The 20787-nt window shown below is 61.9% G+C and carries 23 protein-coding genes and 1 tRNA gene; 12 read left to right on the forward strand and 12 right to left on the reverse strand.

All coding sequences use genetic code 11. The features are described from left to right. Nucleotides 1-37 precede the first annotated feature (37 nt). Nucleotides 38-826, forward strand: coding sequence for an alpha/beta fold hydrolase (locus ACE3PR_RS05950; RefSeq protein ID WP_374369211.1), 789 nt, complete (start codon nucleotides 38-40; stop codon nucleotides 824-826). 79 nt (nucleotides 827-905) lie between these two features. Here ACE3PR_RS05950 and ACE3PR_RS05955 read toward each other — a convergent pair whose 3' ends face one another. Then, a complete protein-coding gene (locus tag ACE3PR_RS05955; RefSeq protein ID WP_374369213.1) occupies nucleotides 906-1757 on the reverse strand; it encodes a universal stress protein in 852 nt (283 codons plus the stop codon). Between the two features lie 169 nt (nucleotides 1758-1926). On the opposite strand from ACE3PR_RS05955, the gene ACE3PR_RS05960 reads away from it, so the two are divergent. Genes ACE3PR_RS05960 through ACE3PR_RS05970 form a run of 3 tightly spaced genes read left to right on the forward strand, consistent with a single transcriptional unit; the run spans nucleotide 1927 to nucleotide 6001 of the window. Next, nucleotides 1927-2148: a helix-turn-helix domain-containing protein gene (locus ACE3PR_RS05960; protein WP_374369215.1), complete on the forward strand. Its 222-nt coding sequence runs from the start codon at nucleotides 1927-1929 to the stop codon at nucleotides 2146-2148. A 15-nt stretch (nucleotides 2149-2163) separates the two neighbouring features. Continuing rightward, nucleotides 2164-3231, forward strand: coding sequence for an NAD(P)-dependent alcohol dehydrogenase (locus tag ACE3PR_RS05965; protein WP_374369217.1), 1068 nt, complete (start codon nucleotides 2164-2166; stop codon nucleotides 3229-3231). Nucleotides 3232-3286: 55 nt separating this feature from the next. Then, on the forward strand, nucleotides 3287-6001 hold the full coding sequence (locus ACE3PR_RS05970; protein ID WP_374369219.1) for a cation-transporting P-type ATPase: 2715 nt from the start codon (nucleotides 3287-3289) through the stop codon (nucleotides 5999-6001). A gap of 58 nt (nucleotides 6002-6059) precedes the next feature. On the opposite strand, the gene guaA is transcribed toward ACE3PR_RS05970, so the two are convergent. The 4 genes from guaA to ACE3PR_RS05990 are packed head-to-tail and all read right to left on the reverse strand — an operon-like array spanning nucleotide 6060 to nucleotide 9656. Then, nucleotides 6060-7607, reverse strand: coding sequence for a glutamine-hydrolyzing GMP synthase (guaA, locus tag ACE3PR_RS05975; protein WP_374369221.1), 1548 nt, complete (start codon nucleotides 7605-7607; stop codon nucleotides 6060-6062). A gap of 35 nt (nucleotides 7608-7642) precedes the next feature. Then, on the reverse strand, nucleotides 7643-8320 hold the full coding sequence (locus ACE3PR_RS05980) for a hypothetical protein (RefSeq protein ID WP_374369223.1): 678 nt from the start codon (nucleotides 8318-8320) through the stop codon (nucleotides 7643-7645). A gap of 11 nt (nucleotides 8321-8331) precedes the next feature. Beyond that, complete coding sequence (locus ACE3PR_RS05985) at nucleotides 8332-8892, reverse strand: N-acetyltransferase family protein (protein ID WP_374369224.1); 561 nt, start codon at nucleotides 8890-8892, stop codon at nucleotides 8332-8334. Next, the gene (locus ACE3PR_RS05990; protein ID WP_374369226.1) at nucleotides 8889-9656 is read right to left on the reverse strand and encodes a class I SAM-dependent methyltransferase; all 768 of its coding nucleotides are present in this window, start codon (nucleotides 9654-9656) and stop codon (nucleotides 8889-8891) included. Before ACE3PR_RS05990 ends, ACE3PR_RS05985 begins: the two co-directional genes overlap by 4 nt. 136 nt (nucleotides 9657-9792) lie before the next feature. On the opposite strand from ACE3PR_RS05990, the gene ACE3PR_RS05995 reads away from it, so the two are divergent. Continuing rightward, nucleotides 9793-11100: a UbiH/UbiF/VisC/COQ6 family ubiquinone biosynthesis hydroxylase gene (locus ACE3PR_RS05995; RefSeq protein ID WP_374369228.1), complete on the forward strand. Its 1308-nt coding sequence runs from the start codon at nucleotides 9793-9795 to the stop codon at nucleotides 11098-11100. A gap of 10 nt (nucleotides 11101-11110) precedes the next feature. Here the strand turns inward: ACE3PR_RS05995 and ACE3PR_RS06000 are convergent, their stop codons facing one another. Continuing rightward, the gene (locus ACE3PR_RS06000; protein WP_374369230.1) at nucleotides 11111-11794 is read right to left on the reverse strand and encodes an ArsR/SmtB family transcription factor; all 684 of its coding nucleotides are present in this window, start codon (nucleotides 11792-11794) and stop codon (nucleotides 11111-11113) included. A gap of 121 nt (nucleotides 11795-11915) precedes the next feature. On the opposite strand from ACE3PR_RS06000, the gene ACE3PR_RS06005 reads away from it, so the two are divergent. Both ACE3PR_RS06005 and ACE3PR_RS06010 read left to right on the forward strand, forming a co-directional pair. Further along, the gene (locus tag ACE3PR_RS06005) at nucleotides 11916-12245 is read left to right on the forward strand and encodes an NIPSNAP family protein (RefSeq protein ID WP_374369232.1); all 330 of its coding nucleotides are present in this window, start codon (nucleotides 11916-11918) and stop codon (nucleotides 12243-12245) included. 23 nt (nucleotides 12246-12268) lie between these two features. After that, nucleotides 12269-12628, forward strand: a complete 360-nt coding sequence (locus tag ACE3PR_RS06010) for an antibiotic biosynthesis monooxygenase (protein WP_374369234.1) — start codon at nucleotides 12269-12271, stop codon at nucleotides 12626-12628. On the opposite strand, the gene ACE3PR_RS06015 is transcribed toward ACE3PR_RS06010, so the two are convergent. The 6 genes from ACE3PR_RS06015 to ACE3PR_RS06040 form a co-directional block, all read right to left on the reverse strand. Then, nucleotides 12619-13029: a hypothetical protein gene (locus ACE3PR_RS06015; RefSeq protein ID WP_374369236.1), complete on the reverse strand. Its 411-nt coding sequence runs from the start codon at nucleotides 13027-13029 to the stop codon at nucleotides 12619-12621. The two genes, ACE3PR_RS06010 and ACE3PR_RS06015, sit on opposite strands and share 10 nt — an antisense overlap. A gap of 87 nt (nucleotides 13030-13116) precedes the next feature. Continuing rightward, a complete protein-coding gene (locus ACE3PR_RS06020; RefSeq protein WP_374369238.1) occupies nucleotides 13117-13563 on the reverse strand; it encodes a gamma-butyrobetaine hydroxylase-like domain-containing protein in 447 nt (148 codons plus the stop codon). Nucleotide 13564: 1 nt separating this feature from the next. Beyond that, entirely contained in the window at nucleotides 13565-13759 is a 195-nt protein-coding gene (locus ACE3PR_RS06025) for a Trm112 family protein (protein ID WP_374369240.1), read from the reverse strand. An 11-nt stretch (nucleotides 13760-13770) separates the two neighbouring features. Next, on the reverse strand, nucleotides 13771-14478 hold the full coding sequence (locus ACE3PR_RS06030) for an LON peptidase substrate-binding domain-containing protein (protein WP_374369242.1): 708 nt from the start codon (nucleotides 14476-14478) through the stop codon (nucleotides 13771-13773). Nucleotides 14479-14493: 15 nt separating this feature from the next. Next, nucleotides 14494-15423 carry a tetratricopeptide repeat protein gene (locus ACE3PR_RS06035; protein ID WP_374369244.1) on the reverse strand — a complete coding sequence of 310 codons (930 nt, stop codon included), beginning with the start codon at nucleotides 15421-15423 and terminating at the stop codon, nucleotides 14494-14496. A 111-nt stretch (nucleotides 15424-15534) separates the two neighbouring features. After that, on the reverse strand, nucleotides 15535-16110 hold the full coding sequence (locus tag ACE3PR_RS06040; RefSeq protein ID WP_374369246.1) for a prolyl-tRNA synthetase associated domain-containing protein: 576 nt from the start codon (nucleotides 16108-16110) through the stop codon (nucleotides 15535-15537). A gap of 336 nt (nucleotides 16111-16446) precedes the next feature. Between ACE3PR_RS06040 and ACE3PR_RS06045 the strand changes: the two genes are divergently transcribed. The 5 genes from ACE3PR_RS06045 (at nucleotide 16447) to ACE3PR_RS06065 (ending at nucleotide 20780) form a co-directional block, all read left to right on the forward strand. Next, nucleotides 16447-16521, forward strand: a tRNA-Gly gene (locus tag ACE3PR_RS06045). 560 nt (nucleotides 16522-17081) lie between these two features. Beyond that, nucleotides 17082-18767: a hypothetical protein gene (locus ACE3PR_RS06050; protein ID WP_374369248.1), complete on the forward strand. Its 1686-nt coding sequence runs from the start codon at nucleotides 17082-17084 to the stop codon at nucleotides 18765-18767. Nucleotides 18768-18971: 204 nt separating this feature from the next. Then, nucleotides 18972-19364: a hypothetical protein gene (locus tag ACE3PR_RS06055; RefSeq protein ID WP_374369250.1), complete on the forward strand. Its 393-nt coding sequence runs from the start codon at nucleotides 18972-18974 to the stop codon at nucleotides 19362-19364. A gap of 91 nt (nucleotides 19365-19455) precedes the next feature. Then, entirely contained in the window at nucleotides 19456-19962 is a 507-nt protein-coding gene (locus ACE3PR_RS06060; protein WP_374369252.1) for a sigma-70 family RNA polymerase sigma factor, read from the forward strand. Then, nucleotides 19959-20780, forward strand: coding sequence for an anti-sigma factor (locus tag ACE3PR_RS06065; RefSeq protein WP_374369254.1), 822 nt, complete (start codon nucleotides 19959-19961; stop codon nucleotides 20778-20780). The genes ACE3PR_RS06060 and ACE3PR_RS06065 overlap by 4 nt, the downstream gene beginning before the upstream one ends. Nucleotides 20781-20787 lie beyond the last annotated feature (7 nt).

Genomic DNA, 20787 nt, shown 5'->3' on the forward strand with positions numbered 1-20787 from the left:
AACCACCCCCTAAAAACACCCCCTGAGGAGAACGACCATGATTGCCACCTTCCGGAACGTCATCATCGCCGCCGCCGCTGTCGCCGGCGTCACCGGCACCGCTTTGGCCGAGACGGCTCCCCAGCCGGTCAAGAACGTCGTGCTGGTGCACGGCGCCTTCGCCGACGGCTCGGGCTGGCGCGGTGTCTACGACCAGCTGACCGCGCGCGGCTACCGGGTCAGCATCGTGCAGAACCCGCTCACCTCACTGGCCGACGACGTCGCCGCCACCCAGCGGGTGCTGGCCCGCCAGGACGGCCCGGTGATCCTGGTCGGCCATTCTTATGGCGGCACCGTCATCACCGAGGCAGGCAACGATCCCAAGGTCGCGGGCCTCGTTTATGTGGCGGCTTTGGCGCCCGATAGCGGCGAAAGCACCGGCGATCAGTTCGCCCAGATCCCGGCCCCCAAGGGCTTCGTCATCGAGCCCCAGGCGGACAATTTCGGCTTCGTCAATCTCGCGACCTTCAAGGCCGGCTTCGCCGCCGATGTGAGCGATGCCGACGCCGCCTTCATGCGGGATTCGCAGGTGCCGATCGCCATGTCGGCCTTCGGCGACAAGGTCGGCATCGCCGCCTGGCACGCCAAGCCCAGCTGGTTCGTGGTCGCCACGCAAGACGGCGCCATCGACCCGAAGCTGCTGCGCGCAACGGCCAAGAAGATCGGCGCCGTCACGGAAGAGATCGAGGGCAGCCACGTCGTCTTCCTCAGCCAGCCCAAGGCCGTCGCCGACGTGATCGACCGCGCCGCGCAGGATGCGCTGACCAAGGGTGCTGCCAGCAACTGACCACTCAACCCGCGAAAACGAAACAGGCAGAGCCCAGGGGCCCTGCCTGTTTTTTTATGTGCGCCGCTGGCGCGATGCCTCAATGAGAGAGAAATACGGGGATCGGCGGTTGGGCAATCATGCTCTTGGTTGCACCACCCAGAATGAAGTCTCGGATGCGAGAATGCCCATAGGCTCCCATAACGAGGAGATCTGCATCGCGCGACGCAATGCAAGACTTTAGCACGTCACCGATGCCGCGACCCGCCGCATCGACCGTGTCCAGCACGACCTCCACGCCATGATGTGCCAAATGCTTTGCCAGCTCCGCGCCGGACCGTTTGGTATCAATGACTTTTTCATTGGTGATCGTCACGACGATTATCCGTTGTGCCTTCTCCAAGATTGGAAGCGCGTCTGCGACGGCCCTCGACGCGGGTCGGCTGAAATCCCATGCGACAACGATCGTATCGAGCGAGAATGCGCGCGCTCGCTGGCGCGCATGCGGTATCACCAGCGTCGGGCGGCCAGAACCAAAAATTATCGATTCGGCGAACCACTGATCGAAGAGCTCGCCGTCGGGTACCGGGACGATCGTGATATCCCTGAGGCGAGCGTATTCGACGAGCAGGTCGGGTACTTGCGACACCGGGCAATGCCTGAGTATCCGCTCTTGAAACACGCCGCGTTTCTCGGCGGCGTCCTGGAACGCCGTCAGAAGTGCTTCTGCAGTGTCCGCACTCTTCTTGGTTTCGGTCGCGGCCATCGCTTGAATGTCGAGCAGCGCATTGGCCAAGAGATTGCCCGGCGCGCGTATCTTGACCCCACAGGCAATGGCCGAGAGTTTTGCTCCGACGGCAGCCGCAAAGTCGATGGCTTCGTCAATCACTACAACCGGGGAGGGTTCAGGATAAGACGTCAGCGTTAGCAGAACATCTTTAAAAGGCATCATCGTCTCCTTTGCTGACGCGCTGGCAGAGTACCGGCCGCAAGGCGCGGTCAGAGCGCGTTGGGCGACAAACTGAGCTATTGAGCCATGACCTGCGTTGATCTCGATCAAACAGCATCAGAATTCGCTCAGATACACTCAAATCCATTGATTGTGGTTCGGGAGTACCCAAATGCTGAGTCAACAATTCCTTTCAGTGAAGGATGTCGCCGATCTTCTCAAGGTCGGCGAAACAGGTGTGCGCTCGTGGATCAAGCACGGCGACCTGCGCGCCGTCGATGTGGGGCGGGAATGGCGGATCGCCCCACGTGACCTGGAGAGCTTCCTGCTGCGGCATGCCAACCGTCCGCCAGACGACACCACCCGTCAAAACCAACCCAAACCGAAGGATTGACTCATGGCGCGGAGAATGAAGGCAGCGATTTTCGTCGAGCCAAACCGCATTGTTCTCGATGAAAAGCCGATCCCCGATGTCGGCCCCCTGGACGCATTGATCCGCATCACCACGACGACAATCTGCGGTACGGACGTCCATATATTGAAGGGCGAGTATCCGGTCGCGCGCGGCCTGACCATCGGTCATGAACCCGTTGGCGTGATAGAAAAGCTCGGTTCTTCCGTCCAGGGCTATCAGGAGGGCCAGCGCGTCATTGCGGGTGCAATCACGCCAAGCGGCCACAGCGCCGCCTGCCTCTGCGGGTATCACTCTCAGGATGGCGCCGGCACCAAACACGGGTTCAAGCCCATGGGCGGCTGGCGGTTCGGCAATACGATCGACGGGGCCCAGGCGGAATATCTGCTGGTGCCTGATGCGATGGCCAATCTCGCCGCGATCCCGGACGCACTTGCGGACGAGCAGGTGCTGATGTGCCCCGACATCATGTCGACCGGCTTCTCCGGCGCGGAAAGCGGCAAGGTCAGAATAGGGGACGTCGTCGCCGTCTTCGCGCAGGGGCCCATCGGCCTGTGCGCGACGGCCGGTGCGCGGCTGATGGGTGCCACGACCATCATCGGCGTCGATGCGGTGCCGGCGCGCATGGAGATCGCGCGCAAGATGGGCGCCGACCACGTCGTCGACTTCACCAAGGGCGACGTCGTGGAAGAGATCATGCGCCTAACCGACGGCCGTGGCGTCGACGTGGCCATCGAGGCGCTGGGGCGATCGGAGACGTTCGAGGCGGCGCTGCGGGTTATTCGACCCGGCGGAACACTCTCCTCATTGGGTGTCTATTCGGGCGATCTGAAAATCCCGCTCGACGCCTTTCTCGCCGGACTTGGCGATCACACCATCGTCACAACGCTCTGCCCAGGCGGAAAGGAGCGCATGCGGCGGCTGATGGAAGTCATCGCAGGGGGCCGCCTCGACACACGCCCCCTCGTCACTCACCGCTTCCCGCTCGACCGGATCGAGGAGGCCTACGAACTCTTCGCCAACCAGCGCGACGGCGTTCTGAAGGTGGCGATCTCGCCGCAATGAACTGCCGGCAGCCTGCCTCGACGATCACGCCATAAAACAACCCTGGGACAAGCAGTTGAACACGAACGATCGAGAAACCCATCTATATGCCATGCCCGCCGACATGGCCCTCGCAGCTGTCGACGGTCAGGCGGCCGGGCTGTCAACGGCCGAGGCGGCGCTGCGCCTGGACCGATACGGGCCCAACCGGCTGCCGGAACCACCGCGGCGCAGCGCGCTCCTTCGCTTCCTCGCCCATTTTCACAACATCCTGATTTATGTGCTGCTGGGCACCGCGGTTATTACCGCGGCGCTCGGCCATCTTGTCGATACAGGCGTGATTCTCGCCGTGGTGATCGCCAATGCGATCATCGGCTTCATTCAGGAGGGGCGCGCGGAGCAGGCGATGGATGCCATCCGCCAGATGCTCGCACCAAAATCCTCGGTACTGCGCGATGGCGAACGCCGCAGCATCGACAGCGCCGCGGTGGTTCCCGGCGATATCGTCCTGCTGGAAGCCGGCGAGAAGGTCCCCGCCGATCTGCGGCTGATCGAGGCTGCCGGCCTCCGCATCGAGGAGGCGATCCTCACCGGCGAATCCGTTCCCTCGGACAAGACGACGAAGCCCGTGGCCGCCGGCGCGCAGATCGGTGATCGGTCCTGCATGGCCTTCAGCGGCACGCTGGTTGCCGGTGGTGCCGGCCGCGGCGTGGTGGTCGGCACGGGAGCAGCGACGGAGATCGGCCGCATCAGCGGCATGCTCTCCAAGGTGGAGACCTTGACCACGCCTCTGGTCCGCCAGATGGATGGCTTCGCGCGATGGCTGACGATCCTGATCCTGCTGATCGCGGCCGTTCTCCTTGTTTACGGGTATTTCGTCGGCCACCTGCCCTTCGCTGAATTGTTCATGACCGTTGTCGGCCTGTCGGTCGCTGCAATCCCCGAGGGATTGCCAGCTGTATTGACCATCACGCTGGCCGTCGGCGTTCAGACGATGGCGCGTCGCAACGCGATCGTTCGCCGCCTGCCCGCGATCGAAACCCTCGGATCTGTTTCGGTTATCTGCAGCGACAAGACCGGGACGCTCACCCGCAACGAGATGATGGTGGCGACACTCGCGGGCGCCGGACATATCTTTTCCGTTGCCGGGAACGGATACGCCCCCGAAGGAAGCATCCGCCTCGCGGACGCTGACATCGACCCGGCGGAGCACAAGCTTCTGGTCGAGTTCGCCCAGGCATCCGCCCTATGCAATGACGCCTCCCTGCGCAGCCATCACAACGGCTGGAAGGTCGAGGGTGACCCGATGGAAGGGGCGCTCAAGGCGCTGGCCGGCAAAATTATGCGTGACGGGCCCGCGCCGTTCGCCGACTGGAGGCGGACCGACACCATCCCATTCGATGCCAAACACCGGTATATGGCCGTCCTCTACCACGATCATGAGGGGCATGCTTCGATCTACGTGAAAGGTGCGCCGGAACGAATCCTTGCCATGTGTTCGGCCGAACGGGCAGCCGACGGCAGCACTCGCCCGGTGAACGCCGATTACTGGCACAAGCGGATCGACGACATTGCCGCTCAGGGTCAGCGTGTGCTGGCACTTGCCGGACGCTCCGTACCATCAAGCCATGTTGTTCTGAACACCGCCGATTTCGACGGACAGATGGTGCTTATCGGCCTGGTCGGACTCATTGATCCACCTCGCCCCGAGGCCGTCGCCGCCGTTGCTGAGTGTCACGGCGCGGGAATCCGCGTAAAGATGATCACGGGCGACCATGCGGGCACGGCAGCGGCAATCGCGCGCCAGGTCGGGCTCCGGCACTCGGACAGCGTCCTCACCGGAGCGGATATCGAGAAAATGAGCGATGCCGAGCTGGCAGCCGCCGTCGTCGATATCGACGTCTTTGCAAGAACCAGTCCGGCACACAAACTAAGGCTCGTGACCGCGCTCCAATCAAACGGGCTGATCGTCGCGATGACGGGAGACGGCGTCAACGACGCTCCGGCGCTCAAGCGCGCGGATGCGGGCATTGCCATGGGGCAGAAAGGCAGCGAGGCGGCGAAGGAAGCCTCGGAACTGGTGCTCGCCGACGACAATTTCGCCTCCATCGCCACGGCAATCCGTGAAGGGCGCACGGTCTATGACAATATCAAGAAGGTCATCAGTTGGACGCTGCCGACAAATGCCGGAGAAGCAATGACCATCATCGTCGCACTTTTTCTCGGCATGGCGCTGCCTGTCACCGCGGTGCAGATCCTATGGATCAACCTGATCACCGGCATCACGCTCGGCATTGCGCTCGCATTCGAACCGACCGAAGACGACACGATGAAGCGGCCTCCGCGGTCACGGAATGAGCCGCTGCTGACCGCCGCGCTGATCTGGCACATCATCCTCGTTTCCGCACTGTTCCTTGCGGCAGTCTTCGGCATGTACGCCTATGCGATAGACAAGGGGCACGGCCCTGACCTCGCCCGCACCATTGCGCTGAACACACTTGTGGTGCTGGAGATTTTTCATCTCTTCTTCATCCGCAACATTTACGGCACGTCATTGACCTGGAAAGCGGTGCGAGGAACGCGCGTTGTCTGGACGTGCGTGATCGCAATCACCTTGGCCCAATTCGCGGTCACTTATGTGCCGCCACTCCAGCAGGTATTCGGGACGCAAGCAGTGCCTCTACTCGACGGGATCCTCATCGTGGCGGTCGGCGCGGTATTCTTCGCAGTGATCGAGTCGGAAAAACAGTTACGGATCGTCTTCCAGCGGGCGGAGCGCGCCATCAACTGATACCTATTCAAGAAACTCCGCGCGCTGCACCGCTCACTGCGTGCCAATCACGCTCCCCTCACTCCCACTCGATCGTTCCCGGCGGCTTCGAGGTGTAGTCGTAGACGACGCGGTTGATGCCCTTCACTTCGTTGACGATGCGGGTCGCCACGCGGCCGAGGAACTTGGGCTCGAACGGATAGAAATCCGCCGTCATGCCGTCGGTCGAGGTGACCGCGCGCAAGGCACAGACGAAATCATAGGTGCGGCCATCGCCCATGACGCCCACCGTGCGCACGGGGAGGAGCACGGCGAAGGCCTGCCAGATCTTGTCATAGAGGCCGGCCTTGTCGATTTCATCGAGATAAACCGTATCGGCCTTCCGGAGGATGTCGAGCTTCTCGCGGGTGATGTCGCCGGGAATGCGGATGGCGAGGCCTGGCCCCGGGAAGGGATGGCGGCGGATCATCTTTTCCGGCAAGCCGAGTTCGCGGCCCAAGGCGCGGACTTCGTCCTTGAAGAGCTCACGCAGTGGCTCGACCAGCTTCATGCGCATGCGTTCGGGGAGGCCACCCACATTGTGATGGCTCTTGATGGTGACTGAGGGCCCGCCGGTGAAAGAGACGCTCTCGATCACATCCGGATAGAGTGTCCCCTGCGCCAGGAAATCGGCGCCGCCGATCTTCTTCGCTTCCTCCTCGAACACCTCGATGAAGAGGCGGCCGATGGTCTTGCGCTTCACTTCCGGGTCCGAGACGCCCGCGAGCTGGCCCAGGAACAGGTCGGAGGCGTCGCGATGCACCAGCGGGATGTTGTAATGATCGCGGAACAGCGAGAGCACCTGATCCGCCTCGCCCGCGCGCAGCAAACCGTGATCGACGAAGATGCAGGTGAGCTGATCGCCGATCGCCTGATGGATGAGGACCGCGGCCACGGCGGAATCGACGCCGCCGGACAGTCCGCAGATGACGCGGCCCTGGCCCACCTGCGCGCGGATCTTGGCGATCTCCTGGTCGCGGAAGGCGGCCATGGTCCAGTCGCCCTTGCAGCCGCAAATCTTGTGCACGAAGTTGGAGAGGAGCTTCGCGCCGTCCGGCGTGTGGGCGACTTCCGGGTGGAACTGCACCGCGTAGCGCTTGTCCTTCACATTGGCGATGGCGGCGAAGGGGGCGCCGTCAGAGACCGCGACCACCTTGAAGCCTTCCGGGATCGAGACGACGCGGTCGCCATGGCTCATCCAGACCTGATATTCGCCGCCCGGCTTCCACACGCCGTCGAAGAGCGGCGTCTCTTCCTTCACGGTCAAGAGCGCGCGGCCGAATTCGCGATGGTCGGAACCTTCAACCTTGCCGCCCAATTGCGCGCACATGGTCTGTTCGCCATAGCAGATGCCGAAGACCGGCAGTTTCGAGTCCCAGACATGGCCGGGGGCGCGGGGGCCGTCCGCCGTCGTCACCGAATGCGGCGAGCCGGAAAGGATGATGCCCTTCGGATCGAAATCCTTGATCCGCTGCGGATCCACATTGAACGGAAAGATCTCGCAATAGACCCCGGATTCACGCACCCGCCGCGCAATCAACTGCGTCACCTGCGAACCGAAATCGAGAATGAGAATACGGTCGGTCATTTAATCTCCTTGGCTCATGCGCCATGAGCAAACGCTCATTGCGCCAGATTGTTCTTGGGTGACGTTTGGCCGAACATCGCATGACGAAGTCGGATTTCTTCCAAAATATCCTCGGCGCGCGCCCGGAACAGCATCGGGCTAAGCGTGAGGCGCGGGCTCTTAAGGCCGTATTTTCCTGAATTGGCGATGTCGAGCTCGACATATTGGCGCCACAGCCGGCGCGCGAGCTTGACCTCGCGAACATCGGGCCAGGCAATAAGCCCTGCAGCCATCTCATCAATGCCGATGCCGATCGGAGAAAGTACCAGTCGCTTCGGCTGGCGGGTGACATTGAACACCCCCAGCAAAACCATCAACCCCAGGAACATCGGTCCCAGGAAACTACCGGCTGTTGCCAGATCATGAATGAATGCTCCAACAGCGAGTGACCAGAACGAGCACAGAAACAACACGCGCTCTCCCGATGCCTCGGAGAAGACGCGGTCCTCCTGCGGGTTTGGCGCTCTAGTCCAAACTGGAACAGTACGCCCTCTATAAATGCTGGCGATAAACAACGGCACGAAGGAGGAAAGAAGCACCAGCCGACCAACCTCGGTGACAGTCGGTGCAATGCCAGCGCGTACGACTCCGAAGAGAGTAACGCCATAATAGATGGTTGCGAGACCAAAGATCACGATGCCGAACCACGACATGAAATTGGATCGCCGGATCATATACCGCCCCCTCAGAAGACGATCCGCGGCGCGCTCGCCGCTTGAACATGTTGCGTGTCGATGAGCTGCCCGAGATCGCGCCAGCCATAGGCGACGTCGGGGATGCCGTCATCCACGCCGTGGGCGACGAGCTTGCCGCCGATGCGTTCGTAGAAGCGGCGATAGGCATTATCGGCATAGGCCCAGAGCACGAGGGCGCGCTTGCCCGCACCCCGCCAATGGCCGGCGGCGGCGGCGATAAGAGCGCGGCCCAAGCCTTGCCCCTGCACCTCTTCGCGGCAATGGAGTGAATAGATCTCGCAATCGAAACCGAAGAGCCCGCCTTCGGTGATCGTATGTTCCTTGACCGGCCCGCCCAGGAGGAAGCCGTCGATCGCCTCGCCGATGCCGCCCACCAGGATGAGGTTCTCGGCTTGGCCGAGATATGTCTGCCAGACGGCCCGGCGCTTCTCCGGCTGCATCGCGTCGATCTGTTCCTGCGGCAGGAAGGCGCCATAGGCCAAGAGCCAGCCCTTGAGATGGATCGCCATGATCGCCTCGAGATCGCGTTCGGTCGCCTGGCGGATCATCATTGTTTCTGCCCCCAGATTGCGACAATGCGATGCGGCACCTGGATCACATCGCCGGGATAATTCCTGGCGAGCAAAGCGGCGAGCTCGGCATCGAATTTCTCAACCTCGGCCGCCCCCAGACTGGCGCTGATCCCGGCCGAGGCACGGATGCGGCCGCGCCAGGCTTCCGGACTATAGGGAATGTCGTAATCGACCGAGAAGCTCTCGCGCGACGTGAAGCCTGCTTCGGCGAGGCTGGCCAGTTCCGCCGCCCCCTGCCAGTCACGCTCGCCCAGATTCCAGTTCGGGTTGAAAGCGCGGATCAGCGCCTCGGTCATTGCCACCACATTCCCCGGAAGCGAGAGCCAGATGAGATTGGCGATGAGGAGATGGCCTTGCGCCCTGAGAATGCGCCGGGATTCGGCCGCGGCCTTCGCGGCATCGAACCAGTGCCAGCAGGTGCCGGCGGTCACCAGATCGAAATAGGCGTCGGGAAACCCGGTCGCTTCCGCCGGTACCACCTTGTAATCGATGGCGACACCCGCCTCGGCATCGAGGGTGCTGGCCGATTCCATCATGCCGGGCGCGATGTCGATGCCGGTGACCTTGGCCCCGCGCAGGGCGAAGCCCCGCGCCAGATGGCCGGTACCGGTGCCGAGATCGAGGATGCGGGAGGTCGGGGAAAAAAGCCCGAGCGTCGCCGCCCGTTCATAGAACCAGCCCGGGAATCCAGCCCGGTGCCGGGCGTAATCCTCAGCGGTGCGGTTCCAATCGGGGGCTTTCATGCGGCCTTATAGCCGCTGGACAGTCGGGCCGTAAACCGGGATTGTGGCCCCTATGAATGCGTCCACTGCAACCCCCACCCCCAGCTCTCAAATGGGCGACAAACCCCTTTCATTTCAACGCCGGAACGAAAGCGAAATGGCGGCGGAAATCGTCGCCGAAGTAGCGATCGTCGGCGGCGGGATGGTCGGCATGGCCCTGGCCGCGGCCCTTTCCGGGAACGGAATCGCCACCTGCCTCATCGAAGCGGAAAAACTGCCGGATTTGACGGGCGAGGCTTTTGACGGCCGTTCCTCCGCCATCGCCTATGGCTCGCAGCAGGTGCTCAAGGGAATCGGCGCCTGGGATTACATGGCGGATGACGCCGAGCCGATTCGCGACATCCGCGTCTCGGATGGCGCCTGGCATATGCAAGGCCCCAGCCCCTTTTTCGTCCATTATCATTTCGCCGATCTGCCGGCAGGTGCCGTCCCCGGCGCCGACGGCGCCCAGCCGCCTTTCGGCTGGATCATCGAGAACCGCGCGGTGCGGCGCGGCCTCCTGAAGCGCCTGGCCGAATGCCCGGACCTCGTTCATCTCGGCGCCGCGCAGGTGACGGGGATCGATTTCGCCGCAACCGATTCCACCGATCGGCGCCAGATCGTGCATCTCGCAGATGGCCGGCGGGTGACGGCGCGCCTCGTCATCGCCGCCGACGGCCGTCAATCCGCCGTGCGGCGTCTCGCGGGAATCGGCGCGCGCGAGCTTGGCTATCGTCACGCGGCCATCGTCTGCACGGTCACGCATGACGAACCTCATCACGGTGTTGCCCACGAGCATTTCCTCCCCGTCGGTCCCTTCGCCATGCTGCCGATGAAGGACGATGTCGATGCGACCGGCAATCACCGCCACCGCTCTTCGATGGTCTGGACCGAGGACCAGCGCATCATCCCGATGCTGCTACGGCTGTCCGACGAGGATCTGGGCAAGGAGATCGAGCGCCGCTTCGGCTCGACCCTGGGGCAGGTGCGCCCCATCGGTCCGCGCTTCACCTATCCGCTCAAGGTGGTGCTGGCCGATACCTATGTGAAGGATGGCCTGGCGCTGGCCGGTGACGCGGCCCATGGCATGCATCCGATCGCCGGCCAGGGTTTCAACATGGGCGTCCGCGACGTGGCGGCCCTCGCCGAAAAGCTGGTCGACGCCCACCGCCTCGGCCTCGATCTCGGCAGCCTCAACGTGCTCGAAGGTTATGCGCGCTGGCGGCGGTTCGACAATTTCACCATGGTGGCGGTGACCGATCTCCTGACGCGCCTCTTCTCCAACGATTTGCCGCCGATCCGCCTCGCGCGCGATATCGGCTTCTTCCTCTTCAACAAGACGAAGCCCCTGAAGCGCGTCGCCATGCGCCACGCCATGGGTGTGGTGGGCGATTTGCCAAGATTGGTGCGGGGCCTGCCGCTTTAGAAGCGCGCCTCTAGTTCGCCCCGAACATCTTCAGGAACGCCCTCTCACCGGGTGGGGTGAAGGCGATGACGCGGCCCGCTTTTTCGCGCCGCGCCCAGCCCAGGGCCTGGATGCGCGTGAGCAAGGCAGCGCCGAGGCTGCCGGCGAGATGGCTTTTCCTGACGCTCCAATCCAGGCAGTCGCGGCAGAGCGGGCGGCGGCTTTGTTCGAGGGCCACGAGGTCGATGCCGAATTCATCGCAGAAGCGGCTGCCCGCTTTCGAGAGCTGCAGGCCGTCCTCTGCCGCCGTGAAGACCTTGCGTTTCTTCAAGGCCTCATAGAGAAGCACGCCGTAATCGCCCGCGAGATGGTCGTAGCAGATGCGTGCCTTCCGGAGGGCCGGTTCCTTCGGTCCGGTGCGGGTCCGCAAGTGACCGGTCCTGGCGGCGATGCCGGTCAAGGCTTCCAGCATCTCAGCCACTTCATGATGCGCGAGGCGCCAATAGCGGTGCCGGCCTTGCGCCTGGACGGCGATAAGTCCGGCCTCTTGCAGCTTGCCGAGATGACTGCTCACCGTGGCCGCGGTAATCCCGGCCTCGACGGCCAGTTCGCTGCTGGTAAGCGCCTTTCCGGCCATCAGGGCCTCGAGAATATTGGCACGGGCAGGATCGCCGATCAGCGACGCGACACGGGAAATATCGGGACCGATGCGCATGATGGATCACCTCCTGTCACCCGCATTCTAGCAACAACCCGCCGGCGACACTTCGATGGTGGTCGAAGCATCCCCGCCGGTCAATCGGTTACATGCTGGGCCTCACCTCAGGAGAAAATCCATGTCGCTGACCTGCTTCATCCGTTACCAGATCGACCCGTTCCAGCGCGACGCCTTCGCCACCTATGCCGAGAATTGGGGCCGCATCATCCCGGCCTGCGGCGGCGATCTCATCGGCTATTTCCTGCCCCATGAGGGCACCAACGACATCGCTTATGGCCTGATTTCCTTTTCCGGCCTTGCGGCCTACGAGGCCTATCGCGCAAGGTTGAAGTCGGACACCGCCGCGCGCGAGAATTTCGCCTTCGCGGCCGAGAAGCGCTTCATCCTGCGCGAGGAACGGTCTTTCCTCGCCGAGGTGGATGCCACCCGCAACCGCCATCCCGCCTGAGATAAGGTGAGAAAGGGAGAGCCATGATCGCCATCATCTTCGAAGTCGAACCGGCGGAAGGACACAAGGATGCCTATCTCGCCATCGCCGCGAAATTGCGCACCGATCTTGAGAAGATCGACGGCTTCATCTCGGTGGAGCGCTTCCAGAGCATCACCCATCCCGGAAAGATGCTCTCGCTCTCCTTCTTCCGCGACGAGGCGGCGGTGAAAGCGTGGCGCAATCTGCCGAGCCACCGCGCCGCCCAGGAGGCAGGACGCAACGGGCTCTTTGCCGGCTATCGGTTGAGAGTCGCCGAGGTCATGCGAGATTACGGTCTCGCCGAGCGCACGGAGGCGCCCGGCGACAGCCGGTCACATCACGCCCCCTCTCCTCAAGGCTGAGAAGTCAGCGCGCGGTCGCGGTCTCTGTCCCGGGGCGGCAAATTCACCCAGCAATTGATGCCGAGGGCGATGACGCCCAGCAACATCGCCACGGCGCCGATCATGGCGAGGGCATGCCCGGTCGCAAAGGCATCGAGCTGCGTCATGGTGAGGCCGATCAGCATCAGCGGCAGGCCGATGAGATAGAGCCAGAAATGCGCCCAGGCGAAAATGCCGCCGGTGAGTTCGGGATAGTTCAGATAGAGGATGGCAACCAGCCCCAGGCTGAGCCAGCCGAGCGCGATGAAATGGGCATAGACCACGCCAAGGCGGTAATCGGCGATGAGGCCCATATGGAGCCCCAGAAGCAAAGCCAGGATGAGATAGACGATCGCAAAGGCGATCAGGATGCGCGCCATCATAGGCGTTTCCCCCGCGAATATTTGTTGGTCGGGGGATACAACGCGAGGACCGGCCAGGAGTTCCCGCCGGTCAGGTCCGGGAAAACATCAGTGCTTGTGACCGCAACCGGGACCGTGCACGTGTGCCCCGTGATCCAAACCCGGCGCCTTGGCAAGTGCCTTCGGATCGCGGCTCAATCCCTGGGCCTGAAGTGCTGCCAGATACTCGGCCCAGATCTTCTCTTTGTTGACGCCGAGCTCGTAGAGATAGCGCCACGAATAGATGCCGGTATCGTGGAGGTCGTCGAATTCCAGGCGGATCGCGTAATGGCCGACCGGCTCGATCTTCAAAATCCCCACATGCTGGCGGCCGGGCACCAGGGTCTTCTGCCCGGGCCCATGGCCCTGCACTTCGGCCGAGGGGCTTTCCACGCGCAGCAATTCGGCGGGGTAGGAGAAGGTGCTGCCGTCATCGAAGGCCACCTCCAGCCGCTTCTCCGCCTGAAGGTGGCGGATCTCAACCGGCCAATGCTCGGTGCCCATGGAATCCGACATGTTATTCCTCGATATCGAGGGGACGCGCCTCGTCGACCAGCATGATCGGGATGCCGTCGCGGATCGGATAGGCAAGGCCCGCCGCCTTGGAAACCAGTTCCTGCTTTTGCCGGTCATAGATCAGCGAGGTCTTGCTCACCGGGCAGACCAGGATTTCCAGGAGCTTCGGGTCGATACCGGTATCAAGCTCGCTCATCTCGTTCTTCCTCAATGCAGCCGGTGTTCGCCATCGGTGGCGCTGTGAACTTCGAACATCGCCGTCATCATCTCGACGACCGCGTCGAGATCCTGGCATTCCAGCAGCGATTGTTTCTCTTCCGGATCGAGCGGCGTCATCTGCGCCATGGCGACGACCAGATCGTCATCGGCCACTTCCTCGATCCCCTTCCAGTCGAGCCGCGCCTGGCGCGTCTTCAGATATTCCTGCACCACGCTGAGGAATTTCGGCCGGTCGGCCAGCTGGAATTCATGCTCGGCCATGTCATGGGCGAAGGGCGCCCAATCCGGCACCACCACGCGGAAGCCCTCCGCATCGACCGGCAATTCGCGCGCGATGCGGAAGCGGATGAGACCGGAAAGGATGATCTGATAGCGCCCGTCCGGCGTCTCCTCGAACGAGACGATGCGCCCCGCGCAACCCACCTGCCGGACCGGGGGCTGATATTCCGCCGCCTTCACATCGGCCGCCACCACCTTGTCGGCGCCGGCCTCGAGCGGCTGCACCATGCCGATCAACCGATCCGGCCGCTGCAAGGCAGCCCGCACCATCGCAAGATAGCGCGGCTCGAACACGTTGAGCGGCAGCCGCCCACCGGGCAGCAGCAGCGCATTGGTCAGCGGAAAGATCGGCAGATCCTCCGGCAGATCCGCATAGCCGGGATCGAACGGGCCGAGTGTGCTGGGGCCGGGACGCATGGCGCTTCCTTATCCTTAGCTGAACAGCAACGACGACAGGCGCCGCCGGCCGCTCAGGGTCAGCGGATCGGTGGGGCCCATCGCCTCGAAGAAGGTGACGAGCTGTTTCCGGGCCGCTTCCTCGTTCCACATGCGGTTCATGCGCACGATCTCGAGGAGGTGATCGAGGGCCGCTTCCTTCTCGCCACTGGCAAACAACGCCTGGGCCAATTCGTGCCGTGCCTCGAAATCTTTCGGGTTGGCATCGACGCGGGCACGCAAGGCATCGGATTGCCCCGCCGCCTTCTGCCCGGCCTGCGCCACCTCGAGCTGTGCGCGCGCACCGGCGATGGCGGCGTCGTTTTCCTTGCCCTTCGGCGTCCGGCCCAGGAACTCGGCGGCCTGCTCCAATTCGCCAAGTGCTATGAGGCACCGCACAATGCCGGCGATGGCTTTCAGATTTTCCGGCTCGTGTTCCAGGATCTGACCATAGATCTCGGTGGCGGTCGCATGATCGCCGGCCGCGAGGGCCGCATCGGCATGTTCCAGCGCTTCCTCGATCGGCGAGTCACCCGCCCCGCCGCCCAATTGCGCGAGGCGCCCGACAAAGGCCTTCAACTGGCCTTCCGGCTGCGCACCCTGGAAACCATCCACCGGGCGGCCCTGGAAGAAGGCATAGACCGCCGGGATCGACTGGATCCGCATCTGGCCGGCAAGCGCCTGGTTCTCGTCGACATTGATCTTCACCATGCGCACGGCGCCGCGCGCTTCCTTGACGACCTTTTCGAGAGCCGGGCCAAGCTGCTTGCAGGGCCCGCACCAAGGCGCCCAGAAATCGACGATCACCGGCACCTGCATCGAGGCGTCGATCACATCGGCCTTGAAGCTGTTCTGCGAACTGTCCTTGATCAGATCGGCCGGCACCGCGGCGGCATTGGCCAGACCGGCGCCAATCAAATTCTCCATAACCCCGAACTCCTGAAATATGGTCGCTATTTGGCCCTATAGATGGGCCTTTTCCGTCCCTGCTTCAAGCACTTAGCCGGCAAGCGCAGATTCTCGGTCGAAATCAAGAAGCTAGTCGAAATCGAGGATCTGGGGCTTGTGCCCCTCGGCCTCGAGGAATTTGACCAGGTCCTGGGGCGCGATCGCGGTGGTTTTGAAATTGACCAGGGGATGTGCGTTGACCGGATCGCATTCCAGCAGATGCCGGTCCAGCACCATCTTCACCTTGCCGGCCTTGTCGTTGATCACGGCGAAGGGTGTGACCGACCCCGGAATGACGCCGAGATAGGTCATCAGCCGGTCCGCCGACCCGAAGGAGAGCTTGGCATCGCCGCCGGTGGCCCCGGTCAGTTTCTGCCCCAGCCATTTGAGATCGACGCGGCGATCCTCCTGGACCGTCACAAGCCACATCTCTTCCTTCCGGTTGCGAAGGAACAGGTTCTTCACATGCCCGCCCGGCATGTCGTGGCTCACCTTCTGGCTTTCCTCGACCGTGAAGACGGGTTCGTGATCGGTGGTCTTGACGGCAATCCCCAGCGCCGCGAGCCGCGCCAGCAACTGGTCCGGGCTGGTCGGAATATTGGCCTGCGCCGCCATCGCCGCCGCGATCTCGGCGGCCCGGTCGGGTTGAACGGCAGTCTCGGACATCGGCATACCCCAGGTTAACGCGTGAGGCGCCGGGTATAGCCGGGGAACCGCCCCTCGGGCAATGGCAGGACAGGTTGCACCCCTCCCCCCTTCAGGGGGGAGGTCGGGAGGGGGGCGCGGGTTCGCACAATCTTCACTGCGATGCCCCCACCCTGCCCTCCCCCTGAAGGGGGAGGGAAAGATAAGGCCACCGATTCCCCTCACCCCCGCAACCTCTCGAATCCAGCCAACCCTCTGTAATCACGAGAAAATCACGGCGCTTGCAAATGCGGTCGCTATGCGTATGATGCGCCCCGCTCAGGCCGGTTTACCCCGCCTGACGCGACGAAACGGAGTGCGGGCGTAGCTCAGGGGTAGAGCACAACCTTGCCAAGGTTGGGGTCGAGGGTTCGAATCCCTTCGCCCGCTCCAGTTTCTCTTCTCTCCCAACCGGAAAACTGACAGGCGCCGATCAAGACGGTCAATCAGCCCGGTGCACCCAAGAACACAATCCTCGCTGCCCTGAGCAACTCACCGCTCGTGGGAGCTAAGCTCGTATTTAAACGTGAGCGGTCTACTGGGCGAGAAATCACCCTGAGTTACTGGCCATGCAATAACTTAGAGATAACACGCAGCCGACGGACCTCGCCAATGCTCGCAAATAACTGACCGCCTCTGCCTAAGACATACTAGGGCAGAGGATTAGTGAGGCTTGCTTTAGATTGCGCTCACTCCATTGAGATTTTTTGAGGGCGATTTTACCTCGGAACCACTAGGAACGATGGGTAGCTACGGATAACAAGTCGCTGGTGCTATTAAAAATAGATTCGTGTACTTTAGATTCACGTTAATGGATTACCGAAAGTACGCACATGTTAGTGGAGTCGGTTGTCGTTGCGTTACTTGTGGTGCTTCTAGGTCGCCTAGTAACTAGGCGATCAAAGCGCCGCATAAAAGCGGCTGGCTTTCTGTTGGCTTGCTTAGGATGCATATTGACCGTTGGCGTCGGCTACGTCTTGCAGCCTGTGATCGGAGAACTCTTTGGTCCAGCCCAAGCGAAGTATGGGCACGTTTATCATTTCGAATTTAATACCCAGAGTATGCTCATCAGCATCATCTACTTGTGGCTGGTGGGCGGTACACTCCCAGGTACAATAATTGCCGTCCTTCTTACTCATTTTTTTGACCGTCCAACTGCAGTGTACGCCAGCGTCGCTGGTGTAGGAGCCTTAGTTCTTGCTGATGTCCTGCATTTCTCCGCCGCTGCGTTGCTCTACGGAGCATCCGAAGACTCCCATTCAAGCAGTCTTGCATTCTCCATTGTCTGCGACATTCTGGGAGGCCCCTTCGCCGGGCTGATTTGCCGGTGGATATGCATAGAAGCAACAGAGATGAAGGCGAGCGACACTTCGCCACGAGCCATTGCAAAGCTCGTGGGCTTCGGGGGCTTGGCCGTCACCTGCTTTGTTTCCTTTGCCATCGTTGTGTACGCCATCTTTGTGCGGCCTGTAGGTGCGGAAACTTCCATTACAATATCTAAGCTGGTTTCGATGCGAATCGAATTTGATGACGAGAGCAGGAATGAACGAACAGCTGCCGAAGGCTCGTGGCTAAAACATATCCAGTTTTCAAAGACGTGGGACCTTAAGCCAGAAGATTTTCATCTCTCTGCCATAGGGGCAGAGAGATACAAGATTGCATTGGCAACCCACTCGATTGACAAACCATTAAAAGCCCGCATCGCCGGCACACTCGGCTGCAACTCAGCCGTTGAGGCTATAGCTGCTGCTAAGGACACTTTCGTAGCTGTCGAGTTGGATGCAGCGGACTCTGAACTGCTGCTGAACGGAATGTTTCAGGAGCTTCACATCATATCTGACGCGAATCACGCACTGACGAACACTCTAGCCATTCCTTTCGGAAGCGGACTCATTGTCGAAGAGGATGAAGAAGGGCGGAACCTCTTACTTCTTGGCGATGCCTCACTAGTGGTAAAACTTGGTTACAATCCGACGCTGGTGTTAAGCGCAATTCCGACGCTGACCGATATAAAGGACGGAGGACCACTGCCGGATAGTTTGGCTGAGATTGGCAACACATCCTTGGCCATCAAATCGGAATCGTTTCAACGCACTCTCTTACTGCCGAGAAATACATCCCGGATAGAAAGCTGCCAACCTGTAAGGTTTGTTGAGCATCCAATGCAGGAAGGAAATTTAGAAACACTGACCGGCTTTAATACTGGTCACTTCATCATTCAAATGGCAGACGCCGAAGGAGATTCGTGGCTCTCAGTGCCTATGGATGGCAATTTCGTCCACGCAAAAAAGGGTACGTTTAACTTATCTGAGAATATTGGCAGTGACGTCATAGTGAGAATGGACGCCGTTGTTGAAAATGGTGAACTTATTATGGGGACTCAGCGCCATGATTTGGCCGGACGGAATAGGATTTTCTTTGCCGGAGACGACATGTATCTCGCCGAATCTAAGGACGGCACAATTGTTGTCAGCGGGATAAATCGATACATTTTTTTAAACGGCCAGCAGCTTACACATACACTGTGGTCAGGACTCGGCGAAACTCTTCAAGGGTGGCTTGTCGCTTCTGCGGCTGCACTTTTCGGGCTTGCGTGGCGTAAGCGCATTGCAGAGCTAGCAAGGAAACTCTTGCAATAACCCACACCACATCCTTCCTGCCAGTTTGAAGTCCGTCGTCACTCCAAAAAACAAGGGTTGTGCAGCGCACTGTGTGAATTCGGCTATCAGCGATACGATCTACTTGCGTTACTAATTTGAACCGAACAGCGCATCCCCCCGGGAATAAACCCGCCCCTCGCGGCATCTCTTCTCCGTCACCTCACCCCACACGGAGAAATCGAGATGCAGATTCCAGCTTTTCGCGCCGCTTTGGCCGGCGCCGTTTTGTCAGCCCTTTTTGCCGCCACCGCCCTTGCGCAAGGAGCGCCCGTTGCCACGGGCGAGAGCGCCAAGGGGGCAATCCTGGTGGATGCCAAGGGCATGACGCTCTATACCTTCGACAAGGACACGACCGGGAAATCGGCCTGCAACGGCGAATGCGCCACCGCCTGGCCGCCGCTGTTGGCAGACGCGAATGCCGCGCCCGCGGGCGATTACAGCGTGATCACCCGCGACGACGGCGCGAAGCAATGGGCCTATCAGGGCAAGCCGCTTTACACCTGGGTCAAGGACATGAAACCCGGCGACATCACCGGCGATAATTTCAAGGATATCTGGCACGTGGTGCAGCCGTGATATTCTGACGCGCGTGCGGGCGGCTTGCGACCCCGCCGGGCCGCCCGCACCACGTCAGAGATTGACATGACACCCTTGCCAATCCGCCGCCATGGATAAGCTCGCCGGCCTGCTGGAACCGCTCATCCCGCATCTGCGGCGCTATGCCTATGCGCTGACGCGCGATCATGCGGCGGCGGACGATCTGGTGCAGGACACGCTGGAACGCGCTCTATCGCGCTGGTATTTGAAACGCGCGGAGGGCGATCTCAAGGCCTGGCTGTTTGCGATCCTGCGCAACCTCTACCTCGGCGATCTCAGGCGCAAGCGCCGCCGGGGCGTTCATATCGGGCTCGAGTCAGCGCCTGAGGAAGGCGCCCCGCCGTCGCAGGAAAGCGAGCTCACCGCCAAGGACATGCTGGCGGCCTTGGCACAGATGCCGGAGGAACAAAGGAGCCTCCTGCTTCTCATCGGCGTCGAGGATCTTTCCTATCAGGAGACGGCGCGGATTCTGAATCTTCCCATCGGCACCATCATGTCGCGCCTGTCGCGCGCCCGGGCCAGGCTGCGCGATATTTTCGAGCACGGCCCGGCGACCCTCTTGCGGAGAGTGAAATGAGCGGCGCGGACCAGAACCCGGCCCAGAACCCAACACGGCCGATCGGCGAGGACGATCTTCAGGCCTATATCGACAACCGCCTCGATGCGAAACGGCTGGCGGCGGTCGAGGACTTTATCGCATCGCAGCCGGACCTCGCCCGGCGTATCGCCGCCGAGCGGCACCAGCGCGACACCTTGCGGACAAGCCTCGTCGCGAAATTCGCCGAGCCGATCCCGACGCGGCTGCGCATTGCCCATCTCCGTGCCGCGCGGCGCGTGGGGCTCATGCGCCAGGTCCGGGCGGTGGCCGCCGTGATCGTCCTTCTGCTGGCGGGCGCCCTCGGCGGCTGGCTGGCGCGCGGCGAATTCGGGGCTTCCGAAACAGGTGCCACGCGCAACGTCACGATGGCCCTTACCCGGGATGCCGTCTCCGCCTATCGCACCTATGTGAGCGAGATCCGTCATCCGGTCGAGGTGAGTGCCGCCGAGGAAGAGCATCTGGTGAAATGGCTCTCGAAGCGCCTGGGCCGCCCCTTGCAGCCGCCCAAGCTCGATGCCTTCGGTTTCCAGTTGATGGGCGGTCGCCTGTTGCCGGCCGATGACGTGGCGGCCGCGCAATTCATGTACGAACATGCCGACGGCCGGCGCCTGACACTTTACCTGCGCGTCGGCGAAGGCGAAGAAACCGCGTTCCGCTTCCAGCAAATGGGCGAGACCGCGACCTTCGCCTGGGTCGATCAGGGCTGCGGCTTTGCGCTAACCGCCGCGGCCGACCGCGCCCAGTTGCTGCCCATCGCGGAAGCGGTCTACCGCGCCTATGATGGGGCGTGGAACTGACCGATGG

Origin of the sequence: Dongia sp. (assembly GCF_041909655.1) — a bacterium.
Lineage (GTDB): Bacteria > Pseudomonadota > Alphaproteobacteria > Dongiales > Dongiaceae > Dongia.

Excerpts from the sequence above, each read along its gene's own strand:
- ACE3PR_RS06055 (WP_374369250.1), top strand. The coding sequence starts at position 18,972 with ATGCAGATTCCAGCTTTTCGCGCCGCTTTGGCCGGCGCCGTTTTGTCA.
- ACE3PR_RS06035 (WP_374369244.1), bottom strand. The coding sequence starts at position 15,423 with ATGGAGAATTTGATTGGCGCCGGTCTGGCCAATGCCGCCGCGGTGCCG.
- ACE3PR_RS06025 (WP_374369240.1), bottom strand. The coding sequence starts at position 13,759 with ATGAGCGAGCTTGATACCGGTATCGACCCGAAGCTCCTGGAAATCCTG.
- ACE3PR_RS06060 (WP_374369252.1), top strand. The coding sequence starts at position 19,456 with ATGGATAAGCTCGCCGGCCTGCTGGAACCGCTCATCCCGCATCTGCGG.
- ACE3PR_RS06065 (WP_374369254.1), top strand. The coding sequence starts at position 19,959 with ATGAGCGGCGCGGACCAGAACCCGGCCCAGAACCCAACACGGCCGATC.
- ACE3PR_RS06030 (WP_374369242.1), bottom strand. The coding sequence starts at position 14,478 with ATGCGTCCCGGCCCCAGCACACTCGGCCCGTTCGATCCCGGCTATGCG.
- ACE3PR_RS05960 (WP_374369215.1), top strand. The coding sequence starts at position 1,927 with ATGCTGAGTCAACAATTCCTTTCAGTGAAGGATGTCGCCGATCTTCTC.
- ACE3PR_RS06005 (WP_374369232.1), top strand. The coding sequence starts at position 11,916 with ATGTCGCTGACCTGCTTCATCCGTTACCAGATCGACCCGTTCCAGCGC.
- ACE3PR_RS06020 (WP_374369238.1), bottom strand. The coding sequence starts at position 13,563 with ATGTCGGATTCCATGGGCACCGAGCATTGGCCGGTTGAGATCCGCCAC.
- ACE3PR_RS06015 (WP_374369236.1), bottom strand. The coding sequence starts at position 13,029 with ATGATGGCGCGCATCCTGATCGCCTTTGCGATCGTCTATCTCATCCTG.
- ACE3PR_RS06010 (WP_374369234.1), top strand. The coding sequence starts at position 12,269 with ATGATCGCCATCATCTTCGAAGTCGAACCGGCGGAAGGACACAAGGAT.
- ACE3PR_RS05955 (WP_374369213.1), bottom strand. The coding sequence starts at position 1,757 with ATGATGCCTTTTAAAGATGTTCTGCTAACGCTGACGTCTTATCCTGAA.
- ACE3PR_RS05950 (WP_374369211.1), top strand. The coding sequence starts at position 38 with ATGATTGCCACCTTCCGGAACGTCATCATCGCCGCCGCCGCTGTCGCC.
- ACE3PR_RS05980 (WP_374369223.1), bottom strand. The coding sequence starts at position 8,320 with ATGATCCGGCGATCCAATTTCATGTCGTGGTTCGGCATCGTGATCTTT.
- ACE3PR_RS05965 (WP_374369217.1), top strand. The coding sequence starts at position 2,164 with ATGAAGGCAGCGATTTTCGTCGAGCCAAACCGCATTGTTCTCGATGAA.
- ACE3PR_RS06000 (WP_374369230.1), bottom strand. The coding sequence starts at position 11,794 with ATGCGCATCGGTCCCGATATTTCCCGTGTCGCGTCGCTGATCGGCGAT.
- ACE3PR_RS05985 (WP_374369224.1), bottom strand. The coding sequence starts at position 8,892 with ATGATGATCCGCCAGGCGACCGAACGCGATCTCGAGGCGATCATGGCG.
- ACE3PR_RS05995 (WP_374369228.1), top strand. The coding sequence starts at position 9,793 with ATGGCGGCGGAAATCGTCGCCGAAGTAGCGATCGTCGGCGGCGGGATG.
- ACE3PR_RS05990 (WP_374369226.1), bottom strand. The coding sequence starts at position 9,656 with ATGAAAGCCCCCGATTGGAACCGCACCGCTGAGGATTACGCCCGGCAC.
- ACE3PR_RS06040 (WP_374369246.1), bottom strand. The coding sequence starts at position 16,110 with ATGTCCGAGACTGCCGTTCAACCCGACCGGGCCGCCGAGATCGCGGCG.
- guaA (WP_374369221.1), bottom strand. The coding sequence starts at position 7,607 with ATGACCGACCGTATTCTCATTCTCGATTTCGGTTCGCAGGTGACGCAG.